Below are 18,958 nucleotides of genomic sequence, written 5' to 3' on the forward strand. Positions count from 1 at the left end.
ATGAAAAAAAAATATACGGTAACTGATAGATTTGTTACTAAAATTACAGGGTGGATTGCAAGTTTAATTCTTTTGGGGCTTATAGTTTGGGGGGGAGGATCCTTAATGGATTATTATAAATATGAGCAAACAAATGATGCACAAATACAAGAGTATGTTAATCCTGTTATTTCTAGGGCTGGAGGCTTTATAGTTGATGTTAAGTTTGAAGAAAATCAAAACGTAAAAAAGGGAGACACAATTTTGGTGATTGATAATAGAGAATATGTTCTTCAACAAGAACAAACACAAGCATCTCTTGCAAAAGCTGAGGCTCAGCTTGTCGTTTTAGGAAGTACAATTAATACATTGGAAAATGAAGCTTCTTCTTCTCAAGCACAGATTGCCGCAAATAAAGCGAAGGTATGGAAACAAGGATTGGATTATGATAGATATCTGAAACTATATAATGAAGAATCTGCTACTAAACAACAAGTCGAAAAAGTTCAGGCACAACTTGATGTAGATAAAAGTGAATATAGATCATCTCAAGAAAACTACGCTGCATCAGTTTCAAAAATAGAAGATATTCGCGCAGAAAGAAATGTTGTAAAGGCTGAAATTCAAAGGTTGAAATCATTGCTAAATAGACATAAATTAGATGTTACTTATACGTACATTACAGCTCCTTATAATGGCAGAATGGGAAGACGTACAGTTGAAGTGGGTCAAATGATTGATGCAGGGGAAACTCTTGCTTTTATTGTAAATGACGATACAGATAAATGGGTCGTTGCAAATTATAAAGAAACTCAAATTAAAGATATGAGAATAGGTGATGAAGTAAAAATTATCGCAGATGCATATCCTGAAAAAGAGTTTAAAGGAACTATTATTTCTCTTTCACCTGCTACGGGTTCTAGTTTCTCGTTACTCCCACCTGATAACTCTACAGGTAATTATGTTAAAATTGTTCAACGTATACCCATAAGAATACGAGTAGATGGTTCGAGGAAAGAAATAGATGTTTTAAAGGTAGGTATGAATGTTAACGTATTTGCGTCTAAAAAGCATAGTTAAATGAAGACAGCAATCCCAATATTTAAATCTTGGATTCCTGACTGGATGGTGAAAATAGTACTTTTCAGTATGACCCTACCTGGAATTGTGATTTTCTTTCTTCCTCTAGCTAACATCAATGCAGCAGCAGGCTATTATGGAAGTGAACCCGCAGATATGCAGTTTGCAGTGGCTCTTTTTTACGCCGGATACGTAGGATTTTATTCTCTGGAAAGAAGGTTCTTTACTTTTCTAGCTGCGAAAGAATATTTTATAATTTTTACTACTCTGCAAATGCTTGCTTGTTTGGTATGTTACATTACAAAAGATGTTTATATATTATTTCCCGTAAGGTTTATACAAGGAATGTTGTTTGCATCCAATGTGAATATCTCTTTATCTTTAATGTTTACAAGGTTGAAAAGTGAACGTGCGAGAGAAATTGGTTTTTCAGTATTTTTTGGAACTTTGCTCTGTGCTTTGCCTTTCAACAATTTGGTTACCGCGGAATTAATAGATTCTTACAACTTTAACATCGTTTATAAGTCTGCAATATTCTCCTTCTTTCCAGGTTTACTGTTTATAATAACAGGAATGAATTCATTTCGGTTACACGTTAAATTTCCTTTATACAAATTGGATTGGCAAAGCTTTGTAATGTACAGTGCTATTCTGTCACTTTTAGGTTATATTACCATATTTGGACAAGAGTACTATTGGCTTGATGATGTCAGGATTTCCGGTAGTGTATTAGCTATAATAATTCTGTTAATTATTTCTATATTTCGTCAGAAATCATTGAAGCGACCCTATATCAATTTACGTATTTTTTCTTATCGAAATTGTAAAGTAGGTTTAGTTGTGCTTTTTGTTATGTATATCTGTCGGTTTGCGTCAGGTATTACCAATAGCTATTTCACGGGAGTATTGAAGTTTGATCCTTTTTACCTCTCTTACATGAATGTTTTTAATATTTTAGGGATAATAGCTGGAGTTATTATTTCTGCTGCGATGATTCTGCAGAAAAAAAGAATCAGAAATATTTGGTTATTAGGATTTTGTTTATTGTTTGTTTTCCACGTAAGGATGTATTATCTTTTTGATATACAAGCTGATGAATTTAATTATTTTCTACCATTATTTCTTCAGGGAATGGGTGTAGGTTTTATTATGGTACCCACAATTGTTTATATTATTGCCTCTGTACCAGTCTCGTTAGGTCCATCTGCTGCTGCTGCTGCATTAGCTATAAGGTATTTTGGTTATGCTGTAAGTATTGCTATTATAAATTATTTCGAGCTTTTCAGAAAAAGTATGCATTATAATGCTTTTCAGGATCATTTAACAAAAATAGATCCTATGGTAAAAAACTTTTTGCATAAGCAAAATACAAAACTTAGTACCAAAGGTATGCTGGAGGGAATATCTTCTAAAGCTTCTGAGAAATTACTTATTAAAAATCTTACTATGCAAACACAGATCCGTTTTGCTATGGATTATTATGAGATGATGGCTATTTTCTTATTAATCATTATGGTACTTATTGCAATATTCCCGTATGTTAATAGGACTCGTGTATATCTTAGATCCCGAAGACTTTCACCGGCTTAAACTTTTTAATCAATACTTATATTATGAAATTAAAACATATATTAATTATTCTTTTGATATTAAATGGTCTTTTTTCCTGTAATAATGATGACAATACTTTTCATCTGAAAACAGTGAAGCTTCTTGAATATTCAAAGAATTTACCCGAACAAAAGCTGTATATAAAAGCTTTTTCTGATGATTTACCAGAGTCGATTGCGCAAACTGAAGAATATCCAAGTACATTACCATTGCCGGCAACTCTAAAAATGTATCCTTCGCCAAGCATGAACCTATACGGGAAAAATTACCACCTGGAGCTTTGGGGCGGGATTTCAGGATATATTGGAAGGTGTGATATTGATATGGATGACTATAAAATTGTTTTCCCTATTGATATGGAAATTGAAAACGATAGTTTAAGTATTTCGATGCAAGGCACCTGGGACTAAGAATAAAACAAGTATGGAGGAAATAAGAATTTTTAGTGAAACTATATCAGAACTCCTAGACAGTGGGTATCTTTTACAAAATGAACTAACGGAATATTTAAATTTAATACAAAATATTAAAACAAAAGGTTCTGAAATTCCAGCTTCTGGGTTCAAAGTTGATAAAATATATAAATGTTATGACGATAATTCTGAAATAATTTATGTTTTTGCAATATCAAATTCAAATAACAATATAAAAGGAATAACTACTTCAATTTGCGTAGATGAAAACATTATTGAGTTCTCGGAATTGTTCAAGAAAATTAGAAAAGGAATAGAGAAATTCGGAAATTATGTTTTTGGAATAAATAATAATAAAATATTTTAACAATTAATTTAGTATCACTTATGATTAATTAAAATTAATCATAAGATTGCGTAATGCAATCTTATGACCGAAAGTGAATAAATTAAGAGTTATTCTATATTTTGAGCCTTTAATAGCTTAAGAAATTTTTAGAATAGCTTTTATTATTTTTTCGGTGGATTACTATGGGCTACTTTTCAAAAAAATCTAAGATAGTAAACAGGCATATAAGAAGACAGGTTATAGTTTTTATATGAATCAATTTTCTTGTGTTTTTGTTCGTAAAAACGGATTTTCATCTTCCATCAAGTCTTTGACCTTTGAAACAATAGTTTGTAGATATTGTAAACAAAATTTTGACTTTTCAATCACGATCTTGCATAAAGATCTAGATTCTGCTATTATATCAAAATTCTATTTGCGTATTAATTCTTTTGACTTTTATTTTTTCATTATCAATCGAAACAATGATCAAAATTTCTTTTTCGTTTATGACAAAACACAAATAAATTTGTACACTGAACAATAGTCTTGATTCTTTAAAACAAATTACTGAACAGGTTGTCTGGTAAAGAATTGTAATTTAACAGTTATAAACAATGCGAATATGTTTTATCTTAAAAAAAGTATCTAATTCTTTGTTGATGAGTATGGAATATTGTGATTAAAACAAGTTTTTTTATGTTGAGAAAATACGATTTGTTCACTCTGACATTACATCAAGTTATTGAAATATTTTAAACTAAATTAACGTAGTTCACTAAAAAAAGAGTACCTATCCAGTTTCATCTTTTTAAATGTATGTGTGAATAGGTGATAAATTAATGACTAAAGCTATAGTTTAAAACACTTTTAATATTGGCTACGTTTGCTATGATGACTTTTAAGGTATTTGTAATTTAAAAGGACCTTCAAAGTAAGTCTGATAAGAATCAATTAACTTCCCATTTAAATCATATACACCTATAGTAATATTCTGTTTGGAAAGATTCATTTGTGATTCTGGAAAGCTGATGTTGATGGTTCCTTTTGATATTTTATCACGATCTACGACTATTTTACTAGAAGCACTATAATTAATTTCAGCATGTGCCGGTTCGATAACTTTTATAGTAACAATTTTTTTATTATTTGTCTTATTAAGAAATGTGTAATTATACGTATTGATAATTTTTCCTTCTCTTACAAAAAATGTACTACCTGCAGGTTTGATAAACTTCGCTTCCATATCACCTCTGCTTGACAGAAGGAATCCAAGGAACCCGATCAGCAATATCAGAATTGCTGCAAAACCTTTCATTCTGCTAGTAAACTTATAAGGAGTCCCGGTCTCAATCTCTTTTTCTGATGCGTATCTGATCAAACCTTTTGGCAAACCTACTTTTTCCATTATTTCGTCACATGCATCTATACATGCAGTACAATTTACGCATTCCAATTGCTGTCCGTCTCTAATATCGATTCCAGTAGGACAAACTGCAACACATTGATAACAATCGATACAATCACCTTTTCCTGTAACTTTTCTGTCTTCCCCTTTTCTCCATTTAGAGCGGTTTTCACCTCTTTTGAAATCATAAAATACATTAATAGTTTCCTTATCAATTAGTACACCTTGTAACCTTCCATATGGACAAACCAATGTGCAAACCTGCTCTCGAAACCATGCAAATACAAAATAAAAAGTGGCTGTAAAAAGAATCATAACAATAAAGTTGGTGATGTTCTCAAAAGGTCCTTCCGAGATAATTTTAAACACTTTTTCGTAACCAACAATATACATAAACATAATGTGGGTTATGATGAGAGAAATGATAATATAAATAGCCCATTTTAGAGTCCTTTTCCAAATTTTTTCAGTATTCCATTCCTGTCGATCAAGTCTCATTTGTTTATTGCGATCACCCTCAATCCAAAACTCTATTTTTCGGAAGACTGATTCCATAAAAATTGTTTGAGGGCATATCCAACCACAAAAAATTCTTCCAAAGGCAATAGTAAAAACAATAATGAAAATAAGAGAAGCGATAGCACCTAGGGTAAGAATAAAAAAATCCTGCGGATAGAAAGGTTGCCCCGCAATAAAATATTCTCCATTAATGACATTTAACAAAAAGAAAGGGTTTCCATTAATTTTAATAAATGGAATGACAAAGTACATAATCAAAAGAGTATAACTTACTAGATCTCTGTAATTAGTGTATTTACCCTTTGGTTTTTTTGGAAAAACCCATTTTCTCTTACCTGATTGTTCCATTGTTCCTATAGAATCTCTATAGGTCTCAGGGTTTAAAACTTGCCCCTGTCCGCCGCGAACGACTTCTTCATTTATTTCTGACATTTCAGTGTTAGTATATAAATTGTAATTCTTATTGATCATCACGGAGGGGAGCACGCTCTGCTTCATGATAAAATTTTTTTGGTCTTGTGAAAACATAAAGTATGAGAATAACAAAAAAAAATAAAAAAATAATCATGGATAACGTTTGATAAAATCCTGCATAATCAGTATTTGCTAAAATGTCTTTAAAGTTTTGAGGAATCATTTCATGTATATTTAATTGTTACCAGCTGTTTTTATATCGCTTGTTTTTATATCTGTACCTAATCTTTGCAGATAGGCTATAAGGGCTATAATTTCTTTCTTTTCTAGTTCACCTTGTGGCCTTTTGGCGTAGGCTTCTTTCAAGTCTGTAGCCTCCGAAAAAATATCTTTCACTATTATAGATGCCTGATTATCGGCCCATTTATCAGCTGAATCAATTTGGGCTTTTGTGTAAGGTACATCAAATGTATTTTTCATAAATTTTAGCTTATCGATCATTTTAGATCGATCTAAATTATTGGCTATTAGCCATGGATATCGAGGCATGATAGAACCGGCGGATGTGGACCTAGGGTTATACATATGTTTATAATGCCAAGAACTTGGGTTTTTACCACCTTCTCTATGTAAATCTGGTCCTGTTCTTTTTGAACCCCAAAGGAATGGTCTGTCATAAACAAATTCCCCAGCCTTAGAATACTGGCCGTTTTTGCCATTAAATCTTACAATCTCATCTCGGAATGGTCTTACAATTTGAGAGTGACAGGCATTACAGCCTTCGCGGATGTATAAATCTCTACCTTCTAATTCTAATGGGGAATATGGTTTTACCGCTGAAATTGTCGGTATATTTTGTTTAAGCATTAAAGTTGGTATAATTTCTACAGCTCCTCCAATTGATACTGCAATAAAAGATAAGACTGTGAATAAGACGGGCAATCTTTCCAACCAAAGATGGATACCTTCTCCCTCTTTCCTTTTATTACTAATATTGGCTAAGGCCGGTGCTTCGGCAGGCACTTCTTTTTGGAAAGAGCCTTTTCTAATAGTAGCTGTAAGATTAATGACCATTAAGATAGCACCTGAAAAGTAAAATAACCCACCTAAAAATCTCATTTTAAAATAAGGGATAATTGCCGTTACTGTATCTAACCAGTTTTTCCATAATAATGTCCCATCCGGGTTAAATTGTTTCCACATTAATCCTTGTGTAAATCCTGAAATATACATTGGTACTGCGTAGAAAATAATTCCTAAAGTTCCTAACCAGAAATGCCAGTTCGCCAGCTTAACAGACCATATTTTTGTTCTCCATAGGATTGGAATAAGGTAGTAGATCATTCCAAAAGCCATAAAACCATTCCATCCTAATGCTCCAAGGTGAACATGACCTATCACCCAATCGGTAAAGTGACCAATTTTGTTGATGTTTTTAGTCGCCAGTAGTGGTCCCTCAAAAGTTGCCATACCATAACAAGTAACTGCAACGACAAAGAATTTTAAAATAGGATTTTCTCGTACTTTATCCCAAGATCCTCTCAGAGTCAATAGTCCATTCAGCATTCCTCCCCATGATGGGGCAATCAGCATAATTGAAAAACCAGTACCTACAGCTTGTGCCCATGCTGGTATTGCTGTATATTGAAGATGATGTGGTCCTGCCCAGATATACACAAAAATTAACGACCAGAAATGAATAATTGAGAGTTTATACGAAAAAACAGGCCGTTCGGCTGCTTTTGGTAAAAAATAATACATTAATCCCAAAATTGGAGTGGTTAAAATAAATGCAACTGCGTTGTGACCATACCACCATTGTACAATAGCATCTTTTACTCCAGCATACGCAGAATATGATTTCCACCCCGTAAATGATAAGGGAACTTCAAGGTTATTGAATATGTAAAGCATTGCTACTGCAATCCAAGTTCCCAAATAAAACCAAATTGCAACATATAGATGTCTAACTCTTCTTTTTGTGATGGTTCCGAACATATTAAGTCCAAAAATTACCCATGAAAAAGTAAGAAGTATGTCGATTGGCCATTCATGTTCCGCATATTCCTTTGATGTATTGATTCCCATGAAGAAAGTAATAAATGTTACTACGACCATTAACTGCCACGTCCAAAAATGAATCCAACTTAATGTTTTGTTAAACATTTCTGTTTTTAAGAGGCGAGGTACAGAGTAGTATACCCCAATAAAAAAGCTGTTACAAACAAATGCAAAGATTACAGTATTTGTATGCAACATTCTTATTCGACCAAATCCGAAGGCTCCATTAGTATCTATCAATGCTTGGATACCTCCGTTTCTCAAGATATGAATAGATTGGTCATCTGTCCCAAAAATGAATTCAGGCAGTTCAGGGTAAAACAAAAGCAGAGCTGCAGTCAGTCCAAAGACGAATCCTATTAACGCAAAAACTATTGTTGCATATAAAAATGCACGTACTATGGTGTTATCATAGTAAAAATTCTGTGTTTCCATTATGTTCAAAGTTAATATACCACTATCATTTATTTATGGTGTTAATCATCGAAAAAATAGCTATTTTTATGATGATTAAAATATTACAGCAATAAAGTATGAAGGAGGTTTATCCAACATTTGAAATTGAAGGTCTGTCGACGTGTAATTCAATTAATGAAGTATTTACCATTGATAGATTTTCAGAATTTTTAGATCAAAATCCTGGAACAACAAAAGTTCATCGCCATTCTTTTTATCATGTTACCTATTTTGTAAAAGGATATGGTGAAAATTTAATCGACTTCAAAACATACGACGTTGCTCCAGAAAAGATTTTTTTTATGCGTCCGGGACAGGTTCATAGTTGGAGATTGGCTGAAAATACAGAAGGTTATGTAATTAATTTTTCCACTACTTTTTTTGATCAGTTGAAGATCAATTCTTCGTTAATTGATCAATTTCCATTTTTTAATTTATTTGAAAGTGACCAGATGGTAAATATTTCAAAGGAAAACCAACGTAAGTTGAAAGTTTGTTTTGAAAATATTATTACAGAAATGACTGACATTCAATCTTGGTCACAAATAATGATTGCATCTTTAATACTTCAGATTTGTGCACTTGCTGGAAAAGATACTATCTCCAAAACTATATTTATTGACACGAATTATAATTCTTTAATATTAAAGCAGTTTATAGAGATTTTAGAAACTAATTTTCATCAATATAAATTACCCAAAGATTATGCAACTTCTCTAAATATAACACCTAACCAATTGAACTTTATATGTAAGCAACAAATTAACCTATCAGCTGGTGAAATTATTAGAAATAGGATTATTCTGGAAGCTAAAAGACTTTTGGTGAATTTTGATTTATCAATTACAAATATTGCTGAAGCATTAAATTATTCAGACCCGTCTTACTTTGTAAAATTTTTTAAAAAATATACATCATTTACCCCCGAGGCCTTCCGAAAGCAATATTATAATAAGTATTAAAAATCATTCAATAGTATTATAAATTTAATAAATTACGATTAATAGAAATGATTTCTGAAAAACATATAAAAGATTATAATTACAATATCACGCAGTATAGTAGTGGAGATTTTATCTATGAGGAAAATTCAACCTGTAAGAGTTATTTTCAAATTATATCAGGAACGGTCAAGCTTAATAATTACAGTGAAGATGGAAAAGAATTCATTCAGAATATTATCAATGCACCACAAGGATTTGGCGAAGCCTTATTATTTATTAATGAAAAGTATCCAACTAATGCCATAGCCTTAACAGATTGTGAGATTATACAGATTTCTTCCAAAGATTTTTTTAAACTGTTGACTGAATATCCTAAATATGCGATAGAAATTAACAAAAGCCTTTCACGCAGGTTATATTATAAAATGATCATGTCTCAACATATATTTTCTAATGACCCTACTACGAGACTTAAAACTTTAATGAATTATTTTAAGAATATCTATTGCATAGAAAATGGTTTAAATTCCGAATATATTGTTCCGTTAACCCGCCAACAGATGGCAAATCTAACCGGATTGCGTGTAGAAACTGTTATACGAACTATTAAATTAATGGAAAAAAATAATCTGCTGAAGATAAAAAAAGGATTAATTTACTATTAAATAAACTAACCAGTTGTGATTTCAATCATAATAGAAAATTAAGCATTCAAAGTAGTTTTAAGTAAATAAAGTTGTTTCTTAAAACTTATACTATGAACGAACTTCTTAATGAGCCTGGTTTACAAATTACAATTGTTCTTTTTTTGATTCCCATCATTTTTGCACTTATTCTTATTTTAATAAGAGTAAATCGGATGATTTCTGATACATTGAAAAAAAAAGAACTTAAAAGGATATATGAGCATCTGAGTCATCTGCAGCCAGGCGAAATTTCTGCGTTGGAGGAACGAAAAAAAGAACTTGAATTCCAACTTTCAGGAAACGAACTTTCCGCAAATAAGCAAGTAAAAGACCCGCGTGGGTTAATAGACCAAGCAAATGAAATTCATGAAATCCGTTTTCTGCAAACCAAAAGAGAGGAGGGAAGGAATATTAAAATTCCGGATGAGGAAAAAAAATTAATCCTTTGGTTTCTTGGCACTAGTGTATTCTGGCTTTTTATGGGAACCACGGTTGGTGAATATCTTGGAATAAAATTTGTCGCTCCGGATGCTGACCATATCAGCTGGTTGAGTTTCGGAAGGCTTAGACCCGTACATACCAATATGGTTTTTTGGGGATGGGCATCTATGGCAATGGTAGGTTTCTCATATTATGTCATTCCAAGGGTGGGAAATACAAAAATTTTCAATCTTAAGATAGGATATGTGACTTTAATATTAATGAATTCTGCTGTATTTCTTGGTAGCGTTTGCTTAATGGCGGGAATCAATAATAGTGGCGGAGAGTACAGGGAATATATCTGGCCAGTTATGTTACTTTTTGCTACAGGAATTATAATTAGTATTTATAATCATATCAATACGATCGCGTTCCGAAAAACAGAAGAAATCTATGTTTCCAATTGGTATGTAGTCTCGGCTATGATGTTTGTTGTAGTCATATTGGTGGTTGCTTATCTTCCATTTTGGCAAGACGGTTTGGGAGAAACCATAACGCAGGGTTATTTTATGCATCAGGGAGTGGGGATGTGGTTTATGTTTTTCAATTTGGGATTAATGTATTATTTTCTTCCACAAGAGTTGAACAGTCCGGTGTATTCTTATAGTTTGAGTATACTTGCGTTTTGGACACAGATTTTATTTTATACTCTCATTGGGACACATCATTTTATTTTTAGTGCTATCCCATGGTGGATGCAGACTATTGCTATTGTTGCTAGTGTGGGCATGGTGATTCCTGTTGCAGCAGGCAGTATTAATTTTATGATGACAATTCGTGGGTCATGGCATCGCTTGAAACTGAGTTATGTACTACCTTTTTATGTAGTTTCTATTATTTTTTACTTTACAGGCTCAATGCAAGGAACGGCAGAAGCTTTCAGATCTACCAATCTATTATGGCATTTTACTGATTTTACGGTAGCCCATTCACACTTAACGATGTACGGGATTATTACATTTATGCTATGGTCTTTCACTTATACCTTAGTACCAAGACTTACTTCATGTGAACCACCAAGTATTACCGTCGGATTACATTTTTGGTTAGCTTTGGTTGGGGTTTTAGTATATACCGTTTCACTAATGATAGGCTCTACAGAAAAAGGAATGATGTGGATGGAGAAACAACCGTTTATTGAAGGAGTTATGCATATGATGCCTTTCTGGCTCTGGAGAGCGATCGGGGGAACAATGATGTGGTTGTCACACATCATCTTTGCTTATAATTTTTACAGAATGATAAAGCCCAAAAAAGAAATTAAACTTCCTCAGACACCAGACGATATTTTAGAAATCATTCACAATAAAAAAACAAAAGCATAATGGATTTTTTTAGTGATCATAAGAAACTTTTTTCTTCAGCATTGGCATTTTTCCTTTTTCTGACCCTGTTTATATGCATATTTCCTGCATTGAACAACCAAAAAGTATATAAACCTTTACAGGGAAGTAAACCTCTTACAGAAGAAGAAAGCCGTGGGAAATCAATTTATATCCGTGAAGGTTGTGTAGCATGTCATACTCAGCAGGTTCGTAATGTAGACATGGACCAAGTATTCGGTAACCGTCCAAGCCTGGCTGCAGATTATGCCAGAAACAAAAGACTCAATCTTTTCCAGAATACTGCTACCCTCATGGGAACAGAAAGAACAGGTCCCGATCTTACCAATATCGGAGCCCGACAATCTAGTAAAGACTGGCAATACTCCCACCTATTCAACCCCAGATCTGTAGTTCCCCAATCGATCATGCCTTCTTATAAATGGTTATTCCTAATTAAAGATCAACTTGATCCTGGAGATAAGGAAATCAGTCTTCCTGACGCATTTAAAAAAGGAATTAAAGGAAAAGTTGTTCCATCAAAAGATGCCAGTGACCTGGTGGCATATCTTCTCAGTCTTAAACAGACCGAACTTCCTAAGAGTATTCCGGCAAGAGAATTTTTGTACAAAAAAGAAGAGAAAAAAACTGAAGGAAGTGTTGGAGGAGATAATCTTCCTGATGGAGAAGCTTTATTTGTAGCCAATTGTGCCACCTGTCACCAGGCAACCGGAGAAGGAGTTCCGGGAGCATTCCCACCATTGAAAGGTGACAAAGTAGTCTTAGGAGATAATTTGGAACTGTATGTTACTATTATTATGAAAGGATATAACGGTCTGGCACCTCAATTTGGAGAAATGCCAGCAGTAGGGACCAATGCTAATTTCAAACCTGAAGATGTGGCTGCTATCATTAATCATGAAAGAACAAGCTGGGGAAATAATGGTAAGAAAGTAACTGCTGAAGAAGTAAAAACAATCATGGATAAAATAAAATAGTATGAAAAAATTAAAGTTTATAATTCCTATTTTTGTTCTTTGGACTGAATATGTTCAGGCTTGTGATGCCTGTAGGCTTCAGCAACCCAAAATAACCCAAAACTTTACACATGGTACGGGTCCTGAATCAAACTGGGATTGGGTTATTGTGACAATTATTACAATAATTACCCTAGGAACATTGTTTTATTCTTTCAAATTCTTAATCAAACCAAACGAGAATAGCAAGAAACATATCAAAAATAATATATTGGATTTTTAAATCTTAGAAAAATGTCAAAACATAATGCCGTAGTCTTTTTATATATAGATGAGGAACCGAATCCTATTGCTGAACTTCAGACTCCTATAGTTTTCAATCTCGATACCACGAAATTGGCAGACGGAGAACACACTTTAAAAATTGTTAGCAAATTTGATAATAAAGAAGGCCTGAAAATTACTCGTTTTAATGTGCGTAATGGACCGATCATTCATATGGAGGGGCTATCTAACAATGAAACCGTCAACGGAATATTACCATTGATGATCAATGCGTATGATACAGGTAGAAATCAGAGTTTTATTATTAAAGGAAGTGAAAACCCGAGAACTATTCCAGTTTGGGTTTGGGTTATCGCTTTGATATTTATAGCTTGGGCAGCTTTTTATATTGTTACGAATTTTAGTCTTTAAATTAAATATTTGTCTATTTTTATTAACCTAGTCACGATAAATTTTGACGATTTTTTTAATTTATTTAACATTAATACTACACTGAATGAAAATAAAACTCAAAAGAATCTATGAAACTTTTTCTCCTACAGATGGATACCGTGTTTTAGTAGATAGATTATGGCCTCGAGGAATCTCTAAAGAAAATGCCCATATTGAAGAATGGAATAAAGAGTTAGCTCCTTCTAATGAACTCCGAAAGTGGTTTCACCATGATCCTAAACTTTGGAAGGGTTTTTCAGAAAAATACGAAACCGAACTCAAAGAAAATGGTTCTGGAAAAGAATTTCTAAATCGAAATAAAAAACAAGATATCATCACTTTGGTCTATGGTGCTAAAGATGAGCAGCATTGCCATCCTTTGATTTTAAAAAAATATTTAGAAAATTTGATTTTAAATGATAAAATATGATAGATTTCTTTTTGAATCCATCTATCCAGCACCTAATTTTGTGAAAAAATTGAATTTATATTGGTAATGAAAAGAAAAAGCATACAAAGACACCATTATTTCAGATTAATTTTAATTTCTATCATAATAAGTATCTGCGCTTCTTTTCTAGGATACTCATTAAAGTTAATTACTGAATATTTTCAAAAGCTCATATTTCATTTTGCAGAAGAAGAAAATACCTTAATTTTTATTTTTCTGCCAACGATTGGGATTACAGCAATCTACTTTTTAAGAAAATACTTTTTTTTGAATAGAAAAAATAAAGGAATCACCGAAATTTACAAAACTCTTGATCAAAGAAAAAATCATCTACCTCTTTTCAAGATTCCATCACATTATTTTAATGGATTTCTTACTGTAATCTTCGGCGGTTCCACAGGAATTGAAGTATCTACGGTCGTTGCAACAGCAACTCTAGGAAATACGATATACGAAAAACATTTTTCTGCAAATATTTATAAATTGGAACTTATTAGTGCTGGGGTTGTTGCTGGGGTAAGTATTTTATTTGGAAGTCCAATTGCTGGGTGGCTTTTTGCTATGGAAGTAATTGCAAGAAAGTTTAATAAAACACTTTTTATAAGCTGTACTGCATCTGCTACCATTTCCGCTATTTTTCTTTGTTTTATAAAAAGTGAACCATTACTCTCTTTTGAAATTACTGGATGGAAATGGACTGCGCTTCCGTTTTTTGTAATCTTAAGTTTATTAGGAGGTGTTTTATCTGTTTATTTTACAGTTTTAGTTATTAAGATTAAAGATTTTTTTTCAGGAATTTCCAATAATTTTTTGAGGGTAAATTTAGGAGCTTTAATTGTAGGGGGGCTAATATTTTGTTTTCCGTTTTTGTATGGCGATAGTTATCATTCATTATCGGAAATTCTCAACCATCCCAAGAGTTACTCCTTTCTTTTTCTTCTTTTTCTAATTTTATTAAAACCATTAGCTTCTGCTCTAACTCTTGGCGCTGGAGGAGATGGTGGTGTTTTTGCGCCTAGTATTGTTGCAGGTGCATTCTTGGGACTTACCTTTGCTCTTTTTTGCAATACTTTTTTTGGAACATCTTTAATTTATGTAAATTTTGTGTTGGTTGGGGCTGCCGCTACTTTATCAGCATCTATTTATGCTCCTTTAACTGCACTTTTCTTGGTATGTAATCTAGCACCTAACGGATATGTGTTATTCTTTCCAGTATTATTAGGATGTTGGGCTTCGCAAAACTTAGCTAGGAGAATTATACCCTATAATGTATATTCATATGATATTAAAAGCTAATAATGTCTGTTTTCTTTTCTTAAAAGTGTGTAAATTAAACAAATAATTTATGCAAACATACGGGTTTTATGACGAATCAGGAGAATTTGCCTTCCGAGTTGGTTTGCCTGGAAAAAGTGGCGTACGGAGCGAAATTGTAGCAACATGCCTAAACATTATATCGTTTCGGTATGGTTTCCAAAATTAAATTTAAAAGGAAACTCGTACAGAGGAATGAAATCCTTGGAAGAATTAACGAGAGTATCCTTCTTTAATAGAGGCTACCGATTGCATAATACCTATAGGAAGAAGGCTTATCGTCACCATAACCAATAATCCGATATTGGTCAGCCAGAAAGCCCAACCAATTAATTTGTCATTCCATTGGCGGTCCGGGTACAGACCTCTGAGGACAAACATCATTAATCCGATTCCTAAAATTCCATATACGCCGAACAGGGCAGCATGGCCATGAACGGCCGTTGTGTTTAATCCTTGGATATAATACAGGGCAATCGGAGGATTGATGGCAAATCCGAAGATTCCTGCTCCTAGGAAATTCCAGAAGCACATGGCGATAAAACAATATATTGGCCATTTGTAAGCCTGAATCCATTTTGTAGATTTGCTGAGCTGATAATTCTGATAGGCTTCATAACCAATCAGGACAAGAGGTACAATTTCCAATGCACTGAAGGTAGCCCCCAAAGCAAGCACAGCAGTAGGCGTAGCGCTGAAATACAGGTGATGGAAAGTACCTAAAATACCTCCGCCAAGGAAAATAATAGTAGAAAATAATACGGCATTGGTAGCTGATTTCAGGCGTAATAATCCCAATCTTGTAAATAAGAATGCCGCCACTACGGTAGCAAAAACTTCAAAGAAACCTTCTACCCAAAGGTGTACAACCCACCATCTCCAATATTCGGCAATAGCCATATGAGTTTGCCTTCCATACATCAGACCGGCGCCATAGAACATGGCAATTGCTACAGAAGAAAGAGTAAACAAAAGGAGTAAGTGGCGGTCTCCGTCTTTACGTCTTAAAGCAGGAAGTAATGCTCTTACCATCAAAATCAGCCAGAGAATCAGCCCGATCAGCAATAAAATCTGCCAGATTCTCCCCAGTTCTACATACTCATATCCCTGATGTCCCCATAAAAAGTTATCTACCAACCCTAATTTTTGCATCACTCCCAGCCATTGCCCGGTTAAAGATCCTAACACAACGATCAGTAACGCTCCAAACAATACATTGACACCCAATTTCTGATATTTGGGCTCATATCCTGAAACCGCTGGTGCTATATACAATCCCGTAGCCAGCCATGAGGTAGCAATCCAGAATATTGCCAGTTGGACATGCCAGCTTCTGGAAACAGATTGAGGAAGAAACTGATCTAAAGGAATGCCGTAGAAACCACTTCCTTCGACTCCATAATGGGCTGTAATGACTCCGGCAAGCATCTGAACCAGGATTAGTAAGGCAACCACCCAGATATATTTTAAAGTAGCTTTCATAGATGGAGTAGGCTTCATATTCCGCAGAGGATCTTCAAGAGGAAGCGCTTCGTTGATTTCTTCCTCTTTATTCCTTGCGTGATAAAATACCAGAAGTCCAACACAAGCCAACAGTAACAATACACTGAATCCTGACCACAGGTGAAGCGATGGAGGTGGAACATTTCCTACAGCCTCATCATGAGGCCAGTTGTTGGTATAGGTGACATCATCTCCGGGTCTTTCTGTGATGCAAACCCAGGTACTCCATGCAAAAAAGGCATTCATTCTGGCCATCCTTCCTCTAAGGCTGTGCTTTTTTAATGTTTTGTTCCTTACAATTAGCTATTCGAGGAGGCTATAAACTCTTTTGGGCAAAAAGTGCAATTCAAAGCGAAAGCCGTCCATTGATGCGCCTTCGAAATTACCCCAACTTTGCAATATCAAAATAAAACAATAGTAATAACAATTAAATAATACAGACATGAACAAGTTTACAGTAAAAGACGGAACAGAAATTTATTTCAAAGATTTAGGCGAAGGACAACCCATATTTTTCCATCATGGATGGCCATTGTCATCCGATGATTGGGATGCGCAGATCATGTACTTTCTGGAAAAGGGATTTAGAGTTATTTCACATGATAGAAGAGGGCATGGTAGATCGACTCAAACCTATAAGGGAAACGATATGGACACGTATGCAGCAGACGTCGCAGAATTGGTAGCGTTTCTGGATCTAAAAGATGTATCCATGTAGGACATTCAACAGGTGGCGGTGAAGCGATTCGATATGCATCTAAATATGGTAAGGACAGGGTTTCCAAAGTAGTATTGATTAGTGCTGTTACTCCCTATATGATAGTGGATGAAAATAACCCGGATGGAGTTCCTTTAGCTGTCTTTGATGATATCCGTCACAATACCCTGCACAACAGACAGCAATTCTATCATGACCTAACCGTGCCTTTCTATGGTTACAATAGGGAAGGTGCTGAAATTAAAAAAGGCATTCAGGACAATTGGTGGAGACAGGGAATGATGGGCGGTATAAAGGCACAATATGATTGTATCAAAGTGTTTTCAGAGACTGATTTTACAGAGGATCTAAAAACTGTAGATGCACCTGTACTTGTCCTGCATGGTGATGATGACCAAATTGTTCCTTACGCTACAACAGCGGTTAAAGCAGCGGAACTTCTTAAAAATGGAAAACTCATCATCTATCCCGGTTTCTCCCATGGAATGCCTACCATTAATGCTGACGTGATCAACCGTGATATTCTAGCATTTATCAACGGGTAATATTTCAAGGGCAAAAAGTACAATGCAAAGGGTAAACTATCCATTGTAGTGCGGTTGGAATTAAACCAGCTTTGTATAATCAAAATAACAAGAAAATAACAACAATAATATCAAAAATCATGAGAAATTTAATCTTAGCATTCACACTGTTTACAACTTTAATCTCAAGCTCATTAATTGCACAAACTAAAAGAACTCCGGCATCACTGGGCCGGGAAGAATATATCGAAGTAGAAAAAAATGTTCGACTGCATGTAACGGATCTTGGCGAGGGAGAACCTATTGTCCTGGTTCACGGCTGGCCTTTAAGCGACGCGATGTATGAATACCAATATGCCGATTTTATACAGAAAGGATACCGCGTGATTGGGATTACATTGAGAGGCTTCGGTCTTTCTGATAAACCAGGAGGAAAATATAATTATGATGTTTTTGCGGATGACATCAAAGTTATACTGGATAAACTAAAAATTGAAAATGCAACAATAGGTGGTTTCTCTATGGGAGGTGCAACAGTAATCCACTATGTGGCTAAATATAATGCCGCCCACGTTTCAAAAATGGCTCTTTTCGGAGCAGCAGCACCGATCTGGACAAAACGAGCTGACTTTAACTATGGTCAATGGACCAAGGAAGATGTTAACGGATTGATCAATCTGAACAACACCAACCGTCCGGAACTATTCGCCACTTTCGGTAAGATATTTCCAGCAAATGAGAACAGTGTTTCGCAAGGTCTGGGCACATGGTTAGGAGGCATCCAGGCACAGGCATCACCTTATGCAATGGCTGAAGGACTAAAAACATTGAGAGACAGTGATCTGCGCGGTGATTTGAAGAAAATAACCATCCCTACTTTGATCCTGCACGGTAAGTTGGATAAAATCTGTTCTTATGACCTTGCAGAACAAATGCATGCCTTACTTAAAAACTCAACTTTAGTTCCTTTGGAAAAAAGTGGTCATGCCCTGTTTATCGAAGAGCTTGATAAATTCAATAGCGAGTTATTAAACTTCATCAAAGAATAAGATA

16 protein-coding genes and 3 pseudogenes are annotated in these 18,958 nt (G+C 34.4%); 15 read left to right on the forward strand and 4 right to left on the reverse strand.

All coding sequences use genetic code 11. From position 1 onward, the window contains the following. The 4 genes from U9K52_RS01240 to U9K52_RS01255 are packed head-to-tail and all read left to right on the forward strand — an operon-like array spanning position 1 to position 3,450. Entirely contained in the window at positions 1 to 1,059 is a 1,059-nt protein-coding gene (locus tag U9K52_RS01240) for an HlyD family secretion protein (protein WP_322924644.1), read from the forward strand. Then, on the forward strand, positions 1,060 to 2,649 hold the full coding sequence (locus U9K52_RS01245) for a hypothetical protein (protein ID WP_322924646.1): 1,590 nt from the start codon (positions 1,060 to 1,062) through the stop codon (positions 2,647 to 2,649). A 23-nt stretch (positions 2,650 to 2,672) separates the two neighbouring features. After that, on the forward strand, positions 2,673 to 3,080 hold the full coding sequence (locus U9K52_RS01250) for a hypothetical protein (protein ID WP_062676339.1): 408 nt from the start codon (positions 2,673 to 2,675) through the stop codon (positions 3,078 to 3,080). A 13-nt stretch (positions 3,081 to 3,093) separates the two neighbouring features. Continuing rightward, entirely contained in the window at positions 3,094 to 3,450 is a 357-nt protein-coding gene (locus U9K52_RS01255) for a hypothetical protein (protein WP_322924648.1), read from the forward strand. 862 nt (positions 3,451 to 4,312) lie between these two features. Here U9K52_RS01255 and ccoG read toward each other — a convergent pair. From ccoG to ccoN, 3 genes are read right to left on the reverse strand one after another with little or no spacing between them, the layout of a single operon-like run. After that, the gene (ccoG, locus tag U9K52_RS01260) at positions 4,313 to 5,770 is read right to left on the reverse strand and encodes a cytochrome c oxidase accessory protein CcoG (RefSeq protein WP_322924650.1); all 1,458 of its coding nucleotides are present in this window, start codon (positions 5,768 to 5,770) and stop codon (positions 4,313 to 4,315) included. Between the two features lie 28 nt (positions 5,771 to 5,798). Further along, complete coding sequence (locus U9K52_RS01265) at positions 5,799 to 5,975, reverse strand: cbb3-type cytochrome c oxidase subunit 3 (RefSeq protein ID WP_322924652.1); 177 nt, start codon at positions 5,973 to 5,975, stop codon at positions 5,799 to 5,801. Positions 5,976 to 5,986: 11 nt separating this feature from the next. Next, entirely contained in the window at positions 5,987 to 8,248 is a 2,262-nt protein-coding gene (ccoN, locus tag U9K52_RS01270) for a cytochrome-c oxidase, cbb3-type subunit I (RefSeq protein ID WP_322924653.1), read from the reverse strand. A 98-nt stretch (positions 8,249 to 8,346) separates the two neighbouring features. Here ccoN and U9K52_RS01275 point away from each other — a divergent pair, with 98 nt between their 5' ends. From U9K52_RS01275 to U9K52_RS21245, 9 genes and pseudogenes are all read left to right on the forward strand, one after another. Continuing rightward, positions 8,347 to 9,231, forward strand: coding sequence for an AraC family transcriptional regulator (locus tag U9K52_RS01275; RefSeq protein ID WP_322924655.1), 885 nt, complete (start codon positions 8,347 to 8,349; stop codon positions 9,229 to 9,231). Positions 9,232 to 9,278: 47 nt separating this feature from the next. Next, the gene (locus tag U9K52_RS01280; protein ID WP_322924657.1) at positions 9,279 to 9,878 is read left to right on the forward strand and encodes a Crp/Fnr family transcriptional regulator; all 600 of its coding nucleotides are present in this window, start codon (positions 9,279 to 9,281) and stop codon (positions 9,876 to 9,878) included. Between the two features lie 92 nt (positions 9,879 to 9,970). Then, a complete protein-coding gene (locus U9K52_RS01285) occupies positions 9,971 to 11,704 on the forward strand; it encodes a cbb3-type cytochrome c oxidase subunit I (protein ID WP_322924659.1) in 1,734 nt (577 codons plus the stop codon). Further along, positions 11,704 to 12,699 carry a cytochrome c gene (locus tag U9K52_RS01290; RefSeq protein WP_322924661.1) on the forward strand — a complete coding sequence of 332 codons (996 nt, stop codon included), beginning with the start codon at positions 11,704 to 11,706 and terminating at the stop codon, positions 12,697 to 12,699. The genes U9K52_RS01285 and U9K52_RS01290 overlap by 1 nt, the downstream gene beginning before the upstream one ends. A 1-nt stretch (position 12,700) precedes the next feature. Further along, positions 12,701 to 12,961, forward strand: coding sequence for a hypothetical protein (locus tag U9K52_RS01295; RefSeq protein ID WP_322924663.1), 261 nt, complete (start codon positions 12,701 to 12,703; stop codon positions 12,959 to 12,961). A gap of 11 nt (positions 12,962 to 12,972) precedes the next feature. Then, the gene (locus U9K52_RS01300) at positions 12,973 to 13,374 is read left to right on the forward strand and encodes a hypothetical protein (RefSeq protein WP_322924665.1); all 402 of its coding nucleotides are present in this window, start codon (positions 12,973 to 12,975) and stop codon (positions 13,372 to 13,374) included. A gap of 85 nt (positions 13,375 to 13,459) precedes the next feature. Next, the gene (locus U9K52_RS01305; RefSeq protein ID WP_322924666.1) at positions 13,460 to 13,825 is read left to right on the forward strand and encodes a DUF488 domain-containing protein; all 366 of its coding nucleotides are present in this window, start codon (positions 13,460 to 13,462) and stop codon (positions 13,823 to 13,825) included. Between the two features lie 66 nt (positions 13,826 to 13,891). Then, positions 13,892 to 15,142 carry a chloride channel protein gene (locus U9K52_RS01310; protein ID WP_322924668.1) on the forward strand — a complete coding sequence of 417 codons (1,251 nt, stop codon included), beginning with the start codon at positions 13,892 to 13,894 and terminating at the stop codon, positions 15,140 to 15,142. A gap of 49 nt (positions 15,143 to 15,191) precedes the next feature. After that, positions 15,192 to 15,457, forward strand: a pseudogene (locus U9K52_RS21245) (glutaminase); the annotation flags it as partial. Here U9K52_RS21245 and U9K52_RS01315 read toward each other — a convergent pair. Beyond that, positions 15,383 to 16,921 (reverse strand): annotated as a pseudogene (locus U9K52_RS01315) (cbb3-type cytochrome c oxidase subunit I); the annotation flags it as partial. The pseudogenes U9K52_RS21245 and U9K52_RS01315 sit on opposite strands and share 75 nt — an antisense overlap. Before the next feature lie 184 nt (positions 16,922 to 17,105). Here U9K52_RS01315 and U9K52_RS01320 point away from each other — a divergent pair. Then, positions 17,106 to 17,926, forward strand: a pseudogene (locus U9K52_RS01320) (alpha/beta fold hydrolase). A 119-nt stretch (positions 17,927 to 18,045) separates the two neighbouring features. Then, positions 18,046 to 18,954, forward strand: a complete 909-nt coding sequence (locus tag U9K52_RS01325) for an alpha/beta hydrolase (protein WP_322924672.1) — start codon at positions 18,046 to 18,048, stop codon at positions 18,952 to 18,954. The last annotated feature ends 4 nt before the right edge of the window (positions 18,955 to 18,958 follow it).

Source organism: Chryseobacterium sp. MHB01, from assembly GCF_034651565.1.
Taxonomy (GTDB): Bacteria; Bacteroidota; Bacteroidia; order Flavobacteriales; family Weeksellaceae; genus Chryseobacterium; species Chryseobacterium nepalense.

What these genes read in the sequence shown, in the direction of transcription:
- U9K52_RS01240 (WP_322924644.1), top strand. Translation starts at nt 1, where the DNA reads ATGAAAAAAAAATATACGGTAACTGATAGATTTGTTACTAAAATTACA.
- U9K52_RS01245 (WP_322924646.1), top strand. Translation starts at nt 1,060, where the DNA reads ATGAAGACAGCAATCCCAATATTTAAATCTTGGATTCCTGACTGGATG.
- U9K52_RS01250 (WP_062676339.1), top strand. Translation starts at nt 2,673, where the DNA reads ATGAAATTAAAACATATATTAATTATTCTTTTGATATTAAATGGTCTT.
- U9K52_RS01255 (WP_322924648.1), top strand. Translation starts at nt 3,094, where the DNA reads ATGGAGGAAATAAGAATTTTTAGTGAAACTATATCAGAACTCCTAGAC.
- ccoG (WP_322924650.1), bottom strand. Translation starts at nt 5,770, where the DNA reads ATGTCAGAAATAAATGAAGAAGTCGTTCGCGGCGGACAGGGGCAAGTT.
- U9K52_RS01265 (WP_322924652.1), bottom strand. Translation starts at nt 5,975, where the DNA reads ATGATTCCTCAAAACTTTAAAGACATTTTAGCAAATACTGATTATGCA.
- ccoN (WP_322924653.1), bottom strand. Translation starts at nt 8,248, where the DNA reads ATGGAAACACAGAATTTTTACTATGATAACACCATAGTACGTGCATTT.
- U9K52_RS01275 (WP_322924655.1), top strand. Translation starts at nt 8,347, where the DNA reads ATGAAGGAGGTTTATCCAACATTTGAAATTGAAGGTCTGTCGACGTGT.
- U9K52_RS01280 (WP_322924657.1), top strand. Translation starts at nt 9,279, where the DNA reads ATGATTTCTGAAAAACATATAAAAGATTATAATTACAATATCACGCAG.
- U9K52_RS01285 (WP_322924659.1), top strand. Translation starts at nt 9,971, where the DNA reads ATGAACGAACTTCTTAATGAGCCTGGTTTACAAATTACAATTGTTCTT.
- U9K52_RS01290 (WP_322924661.1), top strand. Translation starts at nt 11,704, where the DNA reads ATGGATTTTTTTAGTGATCATAAGAAACTTTTTTCTTCAGCATTGGCA.
- U9K52_RS01295 (WP_322924663.1), top strand. Translation starts at nt 12,701, where the DNA reads ATGAAAAAATTAAAGTTTATAATTCCTATTTTTGTTCTTTGGACTGAA.
- U9K52_RS01300 (WP_322924665.1), top strand. Translation starts at nt 12,973, where the DNA reads ATGTCAAAACATAATGCCGTAGTCTTTTTATATATAGATGAGGAACCG.
- U9K52_RS01305 (WP_322924666.1), top strand. Translation starts at nt 13,460, where the DNA reads ATGAAAATAAAACTCAAAAGAATCTATGAAACTTTTTCTCCTACAGAT.
- U9K52_RS01310 (WP_322924668.1), top strand. Translation starts at nt 13,892, where the DNA reads ATGAAAAGAAAAAGCATACAAAGACACCATTATTTCAGATTAATTTTA.
- U9K52_RS01325 (WP_322924672.1), top strand. Translation starts at nt 18,046, where the DNA reads ATGAGAAATTTAATCTTAGCATTCACACTGTTTACAACTTTAATCTCA.